Below are 13579 nucleotides of genomic sequence, written 5' to 3' on the forward strand. Positions count from 1 at the left end.
CAGGTAAGCGCCCGCCCGCGGTGCCGGTACTTTTAACCCACCACTGCTTTCCCACCTCGTTCCCTGCATGAAACCATCCTTTTTTGCCGCGGCGGCGGGCGTTTTGCTGGCGGCCTCAGCGGCCGCTCAAACGCCCAAAACCACCTTCAAATTCGACTTCGGCCCCGGCAAAGCCGCCGCCGGCTACCAGCAGGTGCTGCCCACGGCCGCGTATTCGGAGGCTGCCGGCTACGGCTTCGATTTCGGCACGACGGTGACGGGCGTGGACCGCGGCGGCAAAGACGCGCTGAAAGGCGATTTCGTGACCAGCAAGCAGCCTTTTTACTTCTCGGTGAAGCTGCCCGAGGGCAACTACACCGTGACCGTGACGCTGGGCGACGCCAAAGGCCCCAGCAGCACCTTTCTCAAGGCCGAGTCGCGCCGGCTGCTGCTCGAAACCACGGCCACCAAGCCGGGCCAGTTCACCACCCAAACCTTCACGCTCAACGTCAAAAGCCGCCGCATCAACGACACCGAAACAGTGGCCCTCAAGCCGCGCGAGCTGCGCAAGCTGGACTGGGACGACCGCCTCACGCTGGAATTTGACGGGGCAACCCCCTGCCTGGCCGCGCTGGAAATAACGCCCGCGCCCACGGCAACCACTGTTTTCCTGGCCGGCAACTCCACCGTGGTGAACCAGGACGACGAGCCTTGGGCGGCCTGGGGCCAGATGCTGCCGCGCTTCCTCAAGCCTGGCGTGGCGGTGGCCAACCACGCCGAATCGGGCCTTACGCTGGGCTCCTTTCTGGGCTCGAAGCGCCTGGCCAAGGTGCTGAGCGTGATGAAGCCCGGCGACTACCTGTTTATTGAGTTTGGGCACAACGACCAGAAGGACAAGGGCGCAAACGACGGGGCGTGGAAATCATACTCTGAGCGGCTGCACCTCTTCGTGCAGGAGGCGAAGAAAAAGGGCGGCATCCCGGTCATCGTCACGTCCACCAGTCGCCGCACCTTTGGGGCCGACGGCAAGATTGAAAACAGCCTCGGCGACTTCCCCGCCGCCGCCCACAAGGTGGCCGAGGAAGAGAAAGTGGCCCTCATCGACCTCAACGCCATGACGGCCAAACTCTACGAAGCCCTGGGCGTGGAAGAATCGAAAAAAGCACTGGTGCACTACCCCGCCAACACCTACCCCGGCCAGACCGCGCCGCTGGCCGACAACACCCACTTTAACCCCTACGGCGCCTATGAGATTGCGAAGTGCGTGGTGGAAGGCATCAAAGCCAACAAGCTGAGCCTAGTGAAATTCCTGAAAAACGACACGCCGATGTTCGACCCGGCCAAGCCCGATGCGCTGGCGGGCTGGGTGTGGCTGGACAGCCCGCGCAGCGAGGTCACGAAGCCGGACGGAAATTAAGCGTAGAGACGCAACATCTTGCGTCTCGTCGTTGAACGACTGAAACCGCGCAAAGCCGCTCGAAATAAACAACATCAGCAACGACGAGACGCAACATCTTGCGTCTCTACCCCGGTTCTGCCAATTTCATGAAATCAATCTTGCTCATTCTTCTTGCCGCCCTCGGCGCCGGGGCGGCCCAGGCCCAGACGCCGCTCAAGAAAAACGAAGCCCTCGTCTTCTGCTACTTCAAAGGCAACGGGCGGGACGGCCTGCACCTGGCCAGCAGCCGCGACGGCTACACCTGGACCGCCCTGAAACACGACAGCACCTTTCTGCGCCCCACCGTGAGCAAGGACCGGCTGATGCGCGACCCCTGCATCCTGCGCGGAGCGGACGGACTGTTTCACATGGTCTGGACGGTGAGCTGGCAGGACAAGGGCATCGGCTACGCCACGTCGAAAGACCTCATCCACTGGAACGAGCAGCGCTTCTTGCCCGTGATGGTGCACGAGCCCGGCGCCCGCAACACCTGGGCCCCGGAAATCAGCTACGACGCCGGCAGCAAGACTTACCTCATCTACTGGGCCAGCACCATCTCCGGCCAGTTTCCGGCAACGCAGAGCACGATGGAGAACGGCTACAACCACCGCATCTACGCCACCAGCACGCAGGATTTCCAGACCTTCACCCCTACCCGTCTGCTCTACGAGCCTGGTTTCAACGTCATTGATGCCAGCATTCAGCCCGATGGCAAGCGCTTCGTGATGTTTTTGAAAGACGAAACCCGCGAGCCCGTGCAGAAGAACCTGCGCGTGGCCTTCGCCGACCAACTGGCCGGCCCCTACGGCCCGGCCTCGGCGCCCATCACCGGCAACTACTGGGCCGAGGGGCCCACCGCCGTGCAGTTGGGCCAGGAGTGGCTGGTGTATTTCGACAAGTACCGCGACCACAGGTACGGGGCCGTAAAGTCGACCGATTTGACGCACTGGACCGATGTATCCGACCAAATCAGGGTGCCGGCGGGCCTGCGCCACGGCACCATTTTCCGGGTTTCGGCCAAGGAGTTGAAGCGGCTGGAGCAACAATAGGAAGCCCATGAATCCGATGACGACTCTAGGCCGACTCCTTGCCGGAAGCCTGCTAGCAATGGCCCTGGCGGTGGCCGCCCCCGGCCAGACCATGGCGCAAAAAGCGGGGGCCAAACCTGCCGCCACGGCCAGGCCCGCCCCCAAACCCCTCTTCCGCGACCCGGTGTATGACGGCGCGGCCGACCCGGTCATAGTCTGGAACAAGCAGGCCAAGAAGTGGTGGATGTTCTACACCAACCGCCGCGCCACCGACACCACCGCCACCGGCGTGACCTGGGTGCACGGCACCCGCATCAGTATTGCCGAATCGGGCGACGGCGGCACCACCTGGACTTACCGCGACACGGCCAACATCAACTACCGGCCCGACCGCGGCTACACCCACTGGGCGCCCGACATCGTGGAGGACCGGGGCCGCTACCACATGTTCCTGACCTACGTACCGGGCACCTTCACCGACTGGCAGCACCCGCGCGTCATCGTGCAGCTCAGCAGCACCGATTTGCGCACCTGGCAGTATGTGCAAACCCTGCCGCTCGTCACCGACAAAGTCATCGACGCCAGCGTGCACCAACTGCCCGACGGCACCTGGCGGCTGTGGTACAACAACGAGCGGGACCACAAATCCATCTACTACGCCGACAGCCCCGACCTGCAGCACTGGACCGACCACGGCCAGGCCCTGAACGAGCGCGGCGAAGGCCCCAAAGTATTCCGCTGGCACGAGCAGTACTGGCTGATAATCGACCAGTGGAAAGGCCTGGCCGTGTACCACTCCATCGACCTGCTGCACTGGACGGCCCAGCCCGAGCGCATTCTCGAACAGCCCGGCCAGGGCCGCGACGACCAGGCCATTGGCGGGCACTGCGATGTGGTGGTGAGCAAGGGCCGGGCCTTCGTGTTCTACTTCACGCACCCCGGCCGCAGCACGGCCAGCCCCGCCCCCGCCAACAGCATTGCCGCCAAGCGCAGCGTGATTCAGGTGGCGGAACTGGAATTCAACAACGGCCGGCTGACCTGCGACCGGGACAAGCCCACGTTCGTGCAGCTGGTGCCGCCGCGCGGAAAATAGGTTCTTTTCAGGGGCAAAACGCCTACTTGGGCAGGGCGTCGGAGTCGGCGTTGAGGCGGTAGCTTAGGGTGAGGGCCAGGCTCCAGGGCTGGTAGTTGAGTTGGTAGAAATAATCGGGCTCGTAGACGCGGCCGTTGGCCATCAGGGTGAGGCGCTTCTGGCTGAAGCCGGCTTCGAGGTAGGGCAGCAGCGTGCCACGAAAGGGGTAGACGAAGTCGCTCACCCGGTCGCCGTACACGAATTCCGACGTCACGCCCCAGAAGCTGTTCACCTCGTAGCCCAGGCCCGCCACCGCCTGCCCCCGCGTGCCCACGGGCAGAAAGGCGCGCAGGCCGAAATGGGCCACCACGTTGGTGCCGCTCCACTGAAACGAGCTGGCCAGGGTGGTGCTGGTGGCGGCCACCTGCAGGGGCTGGGTGCTGCCAAAGCGCGAGGCCTGCACGTCGCCGTGCAGCGCAAACTGCCGCCCGCCGGCCACCACGTCGGCGTAGAGGCCGCCCAGCGCGTGCACGGCGCCGTCGGCGTTGTAGCCTTCGAGGGGGCCGCCGTTTCCCAGCGGGTCGTGCAGGCGCAGGGAGTTGTAGCGCAGGCCCGCCGTGACGCCCCAGCGCATGACGACGTGGGGCCGGGCCGCGGCCGCCGTGGGTTCCGGCAGCTCGGCCGGCTGCGGCACGCCCGAGCACGCGCGGTTGTAGGTGCGCACCACGCGGCGCAGGCCCTCGTCGGTGAAAGCGGTGCCGGGCAGCAGCGCCGTCACGGCCGGGCAGTCGCCGAAATACAGCAGCAGCTGGCCCCGGAAGTTGTTGGCGTCGGCAATGCGCTCGGTGCCGTCCTTGTAGAGCAGATAATTGTGCGCGGCCAGCTCCAGGCGGGGTTGGCCGGGCCGCTGCACGAAGTAGTGCCGGGTTTCATTGAGCACAATGCCCAACAGCGTGGCCGGGCCCTGTACCAGCACGTCGGCCATCACCGAGTCGGGCCGCGGGCGGTGCGTGATGCGGTGGCTGAGGTAGGGCAACCGGGTTTCGGCGTCCATGTCGATGGTCAGCAGCTCGTGGCGCAGCAGCCGGCCGCTGGCCAGGCCCACGCTCCGCAGCTGCTGGCTGGTGTAAGTGACGGGCCGCGCCGTGGCAGTGGGCCGGAAGCGTACGGTTTTAGCCGGCTCCTCCCAGAAGGCGTTTTCCACCTCACCGCGCAGCGTGTCGCCGCGCTGCAGCACCAGGTAGCCGGGCTCAAAGGTTTGGGAATAGGCCGGATGGGCCCCGCACACCAGCAACAGGGCCCCGAGTAGAAGTTTTCGCATGCAGCAACAAGAAAGGCTGCCCCAATGTAGCAGCCTTTCCTTTCACCTCACAAAAGCCGGTTTAGAACAAGTCGTCCTTCACGGGGGCCACGTAGGGCTGGGGCTTGCTGTCGGACGGCGCCAGGCCGAAGTAGAAGTACAGCGTGCGCCGGATGGGTGCGCCGCTGAAGTGGTTGGTTTCGGAATTGGGGCCCAGGTTTTTGGGGTTGTTGTCGATGTTGAGGCCGAGCTTGGTGCCGATGGGCGGAATGGCGTCGAGGAACGACAAGTCGCCGATGGGCAGGCCCGGCTGGGGCTTCACGCCCGAGAGGCCGTAGAAATTGAAGCGGCGGACGAACAGGTTTTTGTCCGGGCTGGCGATGAGGAACTTGCCTTCCACGGTGTTCATTTCCATCCAGGCAATGTCGGCAAAGTAGCCTTTGAACTCGGGGTAAATCCAGGGCGCGGCGGCGGTTTGGGTGTTGTTGTTGGCGTTTTCCCACACGTTGAGGGTGGTGCCGGCCAGGCGGTTTTTCCAGGCGCGGTACGGGCCCTGGCCCAGCCACTTGGCCCCGATGACGAAGTTTTCGGGGTAGGTGAAGCTGATGCCGGCGAAGGGGTGGTCGCCGGTGAGGGCGTACTCGTATTCCATTCGCAGCCAGCCGTTGGCGTGCATTTTCCAGCGCACGGTTTTCAGGTCGCCGGTGTAGCGGGCTTCCACCACTTCGCCGTCGGGCTCGGTGCGGTGCGTGAGGCCGGCGAATGCTGCCGTGCCGGCCACCAGCACGGGCCCGTTCGTGAAGGAGAGCTTGTCGCCGTTGTTGCCCTTCACGCCGGTGAGGCGGCCGTTGGTCTTGTTGAAGGTGACGGTGATGTTGCTGGCCTTTAGGGTGAGCGTGCTGTCGACGTCGGTGACTTCCACGGCGGCTTTGTCCTTGCTTTGGAGGCTGAGCACGCCGTCGAGCAGGCGGGCGTTGCCGCCGGTTTTCCAGGTCCATTTGTACACGAGGTTCTTCTGCGGGTCGAAGGCCGAGAGCACCAGCGCGTCGTAGCTCTGCCAGTCTTTGGGCAGCTCCAGCTTCAGCTTGCCGGTGGCCAACGGGGCCACGGCGGGGCTTTTGAGGCGGCTTTTCTTCCCGCCGATGCTGCCCGCAAACGGGTCGTTGGGCTTGCGGTAGTTCACCAGCTCCCACTGGAAAAAGCACTGGCTGAGGTTGGTGAAATGGTAGCGGTTTTCAACGTCCAACGAGCCGTTGAACTTGGCGGGCAGCTCCTTCAGGCCGATTTTGATGGGCGAGAAAATCTCGCGAATGGCGTAGAAGCTCCCCTCCTTCTCGCGGTGCGGGCCCATGAGGCCGTCGGGCGCGTTCACGCCGTTCACGTCGATGATGTTGTGCTGGTCGGTGCGAGCTATGCCCTCGTCCACCATGGCCCACAGAAAACCGCCACCCGAGCGCTGGGCCTTCCAGTGCAGCTCCCACATATCGGCCAGGCCGGCGCCGCCGCCGCCGTCGTCCTGGCTGTGCAGGAATTCGGTGGGCATGTAGATGAGCGAATCGGCCAGGATGTCGCGGGTGCTGTAGTAGTTCTCGTAGTGGTTGCAGTCGATGCCGCTGGCCGCGTTGCCGGGCCGGTGGTGCGGGTGAATGACGGGCCGCTTGGTGAGGTCGTACTGGTAGAAAACGGCGTCCAGCTCCTTGTTGGTGCCGCCCTCGTTGCCGTTGTCCCAGAAGATGATGCTGGGGTGATTCTGGTCCTTCTCCACCATGCTGCGCACCAGCGGCGTGCCAGCCCTAGTGCTGTAGAATTTCTGCCAGCCGGCCAGCTCGTCGAGCACGTACACGCCCAGCGAGTCACAGAGGTGCAGGAACTCGGCATCGGGCGGGTAGTGCGACATGCGCACGGCGTTCATGTTCATCTCCTTCAGCAGCTTCACGTCCATCAGGTGGATGCTGTCGTTGAGGGTGCGGCCGGTTTCAGGCCACCAGCTGTGGCGGTTGGTGCCCTTCATTTTCACCTGTGTGCCGTTCACGTAAATGCCCTTGCCGCGCCGCACCTCGATGGTGCGGAAGCCGAAGGGCTCGGTAGTCTGGTACTGCGTTTCCTGGCCGCTGCGCAGGGTGAGGCGGGCGCGGTAGAGGCTGGGGGTTTCGCTGGTCCACTGGCGCGGGGCTTTGACGGTGGTGTTCAGGCGGGCCACAGTGTCGCCGGCGGCTACGTTGGCGCTGGCGGTGCCCACGGTCTGGCCTTTCTGGTCGAGGATGTCGGCCTGCAGCTGGGCGGCCTGCTTCACGTTGCGCAGGTTGGCGCGGAGCGTGAAGCTGCCGTTGGCGCGGGCGTCGATGGCCACGTTTTCGGCGTACTGCTGCGGGTAAGACTGCAGGTACACCGGCCGGAAAATGCCGCCAAATACCCAGTAGTCGGCCAGGCGCTCGGCGTTGTTCACGCTGGGCTCGGCCGACATCTTGCTCACTTTCACTTCCAGCAGATTCGCTTCGCCGAACTTGAGCTTGTCGGTGAGGTCGTACTTGAAACGATAGAACGCGCCCTGGTGAATGGGCCCGGCCACTTGGCCGTTCACCTTCACCTCCGTGTCGGTCATCGAGCCTTCAAACACGATTTCGACGCGCCGCCCGCGCCAGGCGGCGGGCACCGTGAAGCTGTGCTTGTACAGGCCCTGCTCGTCGGCGAAGCGGAAGTTCTTGCCGTAGGTTTTGTAGTCGCGGCCGTAGTTGTAGAGGCCGAAGCCTTCCTGTTCCCAGCACGAGGGCACGGCAATGCGGGTCCAATAGCCGCTTTTGCGCCCGCCGGTGCAGTAGAAATCCCACTGCACGGTGCGGCGGTTGTCGCGGCCGGAGAGGTACTGGATTTGCTTTTGGTTGGCGGGCGTTTGGGCGCGGTTGGGCAGCGCGAACAGCAGGGTCAGGAGCAGGAAGCAGATGTATTTCATAGGTAGTATTTTGAACGTCATGCCGAGCGCAGCGAAGCACCTTGCTGGGGGCAGTAATTAGTTGAAGCACGCGAGATGCCTCGCTGCGCTCGGCATGACGCGCTGTTTCGCGGTGCTAGTAATGCGTGTGGTTGACCACGCTGTTTCTCAAATATTCCAGGTTCTTCTTTGAATCCTTGCCGCTGTGCGCGGCGCTCCGGCTGCCGAAGACGCTCAGGCGGCCCTGGTTCAGGGTGATGACTTCCTCGGCGCCCTGGCCGGTGAAATCGAACATGTGAAAGACCGTATCGGGGAAATACAGCTCGCCGGTGCCGGCGTCGTTGAGGCGGAACTTGTGCCAGAATAGCCAGGTAGCGCCGTCGCCGCGCCAGTTGCCGCGCACGAAGTCGGGGTTGCCGTTGATGGGGTTGCCGGGCCATTTCTTCACCAGGTTGCCACCGTTATCGAACCAGTAAAGCTGGCTGGACAGGCCGGGCTCGTCGGTGCCGCGGGTGCCGTAGGTGCGGCCGCCGATGACGACCTGCGGGCCGGCCACGCCCCGCAGGAAGTTGCCCACGGCCAGCTGCTGGCTGTGCTCGGCGGTGTTCTGCCAGATGATGGTGCCACTCATGCCGTCGTAGACGAACACGCCGGTTTCGCTGTTGGCGGTGGCGATGTCGAGCTTGCCGTCGCCGTTCAGGTCGTTGAATTTGTAGCTATCGGCGTGGTCGTGGTTGTCGGGCAGCAGGTCGAAGCGGTTCCAGATTTCCTTCCCGTTGGTGTCGAGCAGCAGCGAGCCCACCAGCACCTCATCGAGGCCGTCGGCATTGAGGTCGACGGGGTACACGTAGTGGCCCAGGTTGTCTTTTTTGCGATGCTCGGTGTGCTGCCAGAGCTGCTTGAGGTCGGCCGAGTAGGCCGTCACGTTCTGGGTGCCGCCCATGTCGGTGTAGGCCACCAGGTCGTTGGCCGGGCCGGCGTGCAGATGGGCAATGGCCAGCCGGAAATTGTTGTACACGTGCGGCAGCGGCTGGGTGGGCCAGGCCGTTTTACGCAGGATTTTACCGCTGCGGCCATCGGCCACCACCAGCCACTCCTTGCCCTCCAGGAAGCGCCAGTGCACCACCTCGGCGCGGCCGTTGTGGTCGAAGTCCCAGAGCACGCCGGGCGCTTCAAATTCCGACCGTTCTTTCACGTATTCGGTCGGCGCTTTGTAGGCCCATAGCTCCTTGCCCGCGTTGTTGAACACGTGAGCCGAAAAGTCGGGCTCCAGCACCAGAAAATCGGTTTTGCCATCGCCGTCCACGTCGCCGAATTTGACAGCGTTTGACTGAGGAATGGTGTATTGCTTCAGCAGCGCCACATCTTCGGGCAGCTGGTAGGGCCGCACGTCCTCTTCTTTCAAATTCGCGTTTTTGCTCAGCACCAGCACATCCACGGCCGCGCCCATTTCAATGCGCGTCAGCTTCACGTATGCCGGGCCGGCGGGCAGTTCAAACGTGCCGCCGGCCTGCCAGCTCAGCGGGCCGCGGCCGAAGCTCTCGCCCGTCACCTCGTCGTTGATGGCTACTTTGAAGCTGGTGCCTTTTTCGCCCTGGCTGCGCACGTACAGCGTGTAGCGGCCAGCTTCCGGCACTTGCACGCGCACCTGCATGTTGGTTTTCGACTTGAGCACCAAGGCGGTGTTGTTGAACATCCAGGGCGCCCGCAGCGCGTTGGCATCGGCAATAACGACGCCCTTGGGAATCTCCTGAATGAAATCCGATGCCGGAACGATAACGGTGGCCGGCAGCGGCACGGGCCGGGCAGCGGGGGCTTGCGCGCTGCAGAGGCTGCACAAGCTGCTAAGCACCGTGGCCACAACGGCAATTTTTCTCATGCAAAAAGGCTGTAGCGCAGACGCCAGGAGTCCGCGCAGGTGTTAGAATCGAGTGCAGACGACGCGCGGGACTCGCAGTGTCCGCGCTGCTTTATTTCTTCAAATACTTGCTCAACGCCAATCCCTTCGTGGCTTTGATGCCCTCGGCCACGGTGGCAGCATTTAGCTGCGCGCCGGCTTCGATGGTGTGGGTGTGGTCTTTGGAGGTGAAGTACACGGTGCCCACTTTGGCTTCGCCTTCGCGGTCGTATTTGTCGGCCACCAGCCGGTTGAGGTCGATGAAATAGGCGCCGCCTTGTTTGGCAGCTTCGGCGGCCCACTGGGTGTAGCCGGTGGTGGCGCGGTTCACTTTGCCGTCTTTCCAGCCGTTGCGCGGCACCAGCGAGCACACGATGGGCGTGGCGCCTTTGGCCTTGGTTTCGGCAATGACTTTCCGCAAATACCAGCCGTAGCTGTGCACCACTTCCGGCTGCTTGGTGAGGGGGTTGTAGATTTCCTGGCTTTCCTCGCCGTTGCTTTTGAGGGTGCCGCGGGCACGGGCGGTATCGGCCAGCGGGCCGTCGTCGTTGTGCCCAAACTGCATGACGACGAAGTCGCCGGGCTGCAGCTTGTTCTTCACCGCGTCCCAGAGGCCCTTGGTTTGGAACGTGCGGCTGCTGGTGCCGCCCAGCGCGTCGTTTTCGATGCGAATGCGGGTGGTGTCGAAGTGCGCGGGCAGGTAGTTGCCCCAGCCCCAGAGGCCGCCGTCGCCCTTGCCTTTGCCGTTTTTCACCGTCGAGTCGCCGATGAGGTAGAGCGTGGGCTTGCGCTTGGGCGGGCGGGCGGTGAAGGCGGCCAACACCAACGCAAGGACGAGCAGGCCGAAGGTGAAGGTGGTTTTGGTAAATTTCATGGATTGGTATTTCTTATCGTCTGTCATCCTTATCTGGCGGCCGAGCAGCGAAAGATGACACACGGTTTATTTCTTCAGGTACTTATTCAGCGCCAGCTTCCTGTTGGCCCGGATGCCATCTACCACCGATTCGGCGTTGAGGCGGGCGCCGGCTTCGTTGGTGTGGGTGTGGTCGCCGGGGAAGAATTTCTTCACCTCGTCCGGGCCCAGCTTCTCGTATTTCAGGGCCGTGATGTCGTTCAAATCGATGAACGCCACGCCCTCCTGCTGGGCCACTTCCTGGGCCCACTTGCCGAAGTCGTTGCTGGCCCGAATGACTTTGCCCTCCTTCCACTCGTTGCGCGGAATCATGGAGCACACGATGGGCGTGGCCCCTTTGACCTTGGCTTCGCGAATGAATTTGCGCAGGTAGAAGCCGTAGGTGTTCACGGTTTCGGGGTGGCCGTCGGGCCACACCAGGGCTTTGGTTTCCTCGCCGGTGCCGCGCAGCACGCCGCGCCGGCCGGCCTTGGTGGTGTCGGGCACGCTGCCTTCGTTGTGGCCGAACTGCATGACGAGGAAGTCGCCGGGCCGGATGGCGTCGATGGTGGTTTTCCAGCGGCCTTCGGTGATGAAGGTGCGGGTGCTGCGGCCGGCCTTGGCGTTGTTGCGCACCCGAATGCGCGTGGTGTCGAAATGCGCTGCGATGACGTTGCCCCAGCCCAGCTGCGGGGCGTTGGTGTTGTTCACCGTCGAGTCGCCGATGAGGAAAAGGGTGGGCCGCGGGCCGGGCTTGCCAAAGCTGGCCAGCACCAACAGCAGCGCCGCAACGCCGCTGAGCAGCAGGGCCGATGAGGTAGCGCGGCGGGCCACAGAAAGTCGTTTGTTCATAGGTGGGATTGGTGAGGTAGCGCGGGGAGGCCAGCGCAGTGCTTCCGTACTCAAAAGTTGGGCCTGTTGCCGCGGGGCGTGTCCTGCACACACCTGTGCTGGGCGCCTGGCGCTAGTTCAGGCCGGGCTTCTCCCCTTTCATGCCTTCGCCCAGGAAAAAGCCGGGGTGCGGGGGCTGGTTGTAGCCCACGTTTTCGCGGGCCACGCCGAGGCGGTAGGCGCGGTCCTGCATCAGGGTCACGAGGCGGTGCTGGGTGGGAATGGTGGTGCTGAAAATGAGCAGCGCCGAGTTGTCGGCGGTGCGCCACACCACTTCCTCGCGCCAGTCGCCCAGCAGGTCGGCCGAGAGGCAGGGCGTGGCTTTGCTGCCGTTGCACGAGGCGGCGCCGAAATCTTTGCCTTCGAGCAGCTTGGTAAGCTGGCCGGCCTGGTAATCCCACTTTTCCACGCGGGTGTCGTTCAGGAGCTCGCGCAGCAAGTCGCCGTCCCACCACAGGCCAAAGTTGACGGAGCGCGGCGAAGGGCCGATGCGCTCGCCCTGGCAAGTCAGCAGGCCTAGCTCGGGGTTGCTCACCCACAGCTCGGCGCCGGGGTGGCGCGGGTCGATGTCGGCGGCCATGCCGCGGCCCACGTCCTCGCCAGGCAGCTTCGCGATGAGGATTTTGCCGGTGCCGGCGGCGTAGAGGGCCGCACCGGGGCCGTTTTCGTGGCCGGGCACTTTTTCCTCGTTTTCGTGCACGCCCCAGGCTTCGAGGCCGGCCCGGGCGGGGTCGAAATCCGATACGTGCAGGGCATCGCCGTGGCGCAGGCCGGTGCTGAAGAGGCCGGTGCCGTTGTCGTCCACCACCATCGAGCCGTACACGATTTCGTCTTTGCCGTCGCCGTCCACGTCGTTCACGCTCAGGCCGTGGTTGCCCATGCCGGAGAAGGGGTTCTGGGCGTCTTTCGAGTCGAATACCCAGCGCGAGGTGAGCTTGCCGCTGCGCCAGTCCCAGGCCGCCAGCACGGTGCGGCCGTAGTAGCCGCGGCACATCACCACGCTGGGCTTGGCGCCGTCGAGGTAGGCCACGCAGGCCAGCATGCGGTCCACGCGGTTGCCGTAACTGTCGTTGCCGCCATTGCCCCCGATGCCGCCCCAGCCGCCCAGCTCACCCCGGGCGGGCAGGTAGGGCGTGCTGGCCAGGGCCGCGCCCGTGCGGCCGTCGAACACGGTGAAATACTCCGGCCCGGCCAGGACGCGGCCGTATTTGCTGTCGCGCGGGCCGGGCACGCCCGGGCCGCCGTCGGTGGGCACGGTGAGGGTGCGGTAGTCTTTGCCAGCGTCGCCCAGGGTTTTGCCCGTGCCGTCCACGGTGCCGTCGGCGGTTTTGCAGGCCACTTCGGTCCGGCCGTCGCCGTCGAGGTCGTAGGCCATGAACTGCGTGTAGTGCGCGCCGGCCCGGATGTTTTTGCCCAGGTTGATGCGCCACAGGCGGGTGCCATCCAGCTTGTAAGCATCCAGAATAACGGGGCCAGTGAGGCCGCTGGAGCCGTTGTCGCGGGCGTTGGTGGGCTCCCACTTCAGCACGATTTCGTACTGGCCGTCGCCGTCGAGGTCGGCGGGGCTGGCGTCGTTGGCGGTGTAGGTGTAGGGACTGGTTTCGGAGCCGCTGCTCACGGTGCCGCCGGGCGGCGGCTGCAGCGGCAGGCGCAGGTAGCCCTCATTCCACACTTTGGCGCTTTCGCTGAGCTTGGTCCCGCTTACCCGCACCGAGTACGTGTAGGTGGCCGCCTCGCCTTTTTTGGCCGTGGCATCGAGCCAGTTGGTGCCGGCCGTCAGGGGCTGCGCGTTGAGCTTGACCGGGCTGGCCGCGCCAGTCTGGCGGTACACATCGAAAGCGGTGGTAGCGGCGTCAGTTGTGAGCAGGCGCCAACTCACGAACACCCGGCCATCGGGCTGGGCAATGGCTACCACGCCCTGCCGCATGATTTCGGCGTGCACGATGGGGGCAGCCGGTGGAACCACTGACGGCCCCGCGCCCAGCAGCACCGTTGGTAGCAGCAAAGGCAAAAAGCGGGTTTTCATAGACGAAGGATGGAAGGGCGGCCTGTAGTAAAAATGAACGTCATGCCGGGCGTTGGCTCAGCATTTCACCACAAAAGCAACTGGTTACTATTGTGGGAGAGATGCTTCGACTTCGTTCAGCATGACG

Annotated in this window: 9 protein-coding genes; 3 read left to right on the forward strand and 6 right to left on the reverse strand. The window is 64.2% G+C overall.

Annotated elements, in window-relative coordinates:
• Positions 1–67: 67 nt before the first annotated feature.
• The 3 genes from JAO73_RS03250 (at position 68) to JAO73_RS03260 (ending at position 3538) form a co-directional block, all read left to right on the forward strand.
• Entirely contained in the window at positions 68–1396 is a 1329-nt protein-coding gene (locus tag JAO73_RS03250; protein WP_198975740.1) for a rhamnogalacturonan acetylesterase, read from the forward strand.
• A gap of 128 nt (positions 1397–1524) precedes the next feature.
• A complete protein-coding gene (locus JAO73_RS03255; RefSeq protein ID WP_198975741.1) occupies positions 1525–2466 on the forward strand; it encodes a glycoside hydrolase family 43 protein in 942 nt (313 codons plus the stop codon).
• 16 nt (positions 2467–2482) lie between these two features.
• Positions 2483–3538 carry a glycoside hydrolase family protein gene (locus JAO73_RS03260; RefSeq protein WP_198975742.1) on the forward strand — a complete coding sequence of 352 codons (1056 nt, stop codon included), beginning with the start codon at positions 2483–2485 and terminating at the stop codon, positions 3536–3538.
• A 22-nt stretch (positions 3539–3560) separates the two neighbouring features.
• Here the strand turns inward: JAO73_RS03260 and JAO73_RS03265 are convergent, their stop codons facing one another.
• The 6 genes from JAO73_RS03265 to JAO73_RS03290 form a co-directional block, all read right to left on the reverse strand.
• Positions 3561–4838, reverse strand: a complete 1278-nt coding sequence (locus tag JAO73_RS03265) for a hypothetical protein (RefSeq protein ID WP_198975743.1) — start codon at positions 4836–4838, stop codon at positions 3561–3563.
• A 61-nt stretch (positions 4839–4899) separates the two neighbouring features.
• A complete protein-coding gene (locus JAO73_RS03270; RefSeq protein WP_198975744.1) occupies positions 4900–7767 on the reverse strand; it encodes a glycoside hydrolase family 2 protein in 2868 nt (955 codons plus the stop codon).
• Positions 7768–7882: 115 nt separating this feature from the next.
• Complete coding sequence (locus tag JAO73_RS03275; RefSeq protein WP_198975745.1) at positions 7883–9625, reverse strand: hypothetical protein; 1743 nt, start codon at positions 9623–9625, stop codon at positions 7883–7885.
• 91 nt (positions 9626–9716) lie between these two features.
• Positions 9717–10517, reverse strand: a complete 801-nt coding sequence (locus JAO73_RS03280) for a rhamnogalacturonan acetylesterase (protein ID WP_233168677.1) — start codon at positions 10515–10517, stop codon at positions 9717–9719.
• A gap of 66 nt (positions 10518–10583) precedes the next feature.
• Positions 10584–11387: a rhamnogalacturonan acetylesterase gene (locus tag JAO73_RS03285; RefSeq protein WP_198975747.1), complete on the reverse strand. Its 804-nt coding sequence runs from the start codon at positions 11385–11387 to the stop codon at positions 10584–10586.
• Between the two features lie 112 nt (positions 11388–11499).
• On the reverse strand, positions 11500–13452 hold the full coding sequence (locus JAO73_RS03290) for a rhamnogalacturonan lyase (RefSeq protein ID WP_198975748.1): 1953 nt from the start codon (positions 13450–13452) through the stop codon (positions 11500–11502).
• Positions 13453–13579: the final 127 nt, after the last annotated feature.

Origin of the sequence: Hymenobacter miniatus, from assembly GCF_016427455.1 — a bacterium.
Taxonomy (GTDB): Bacteria; Bacteroidota; Bacteroidia; order Cytophagales; family Hymenobacteraceae; genus Hymenobacter; species Hymenobacter armeniacus.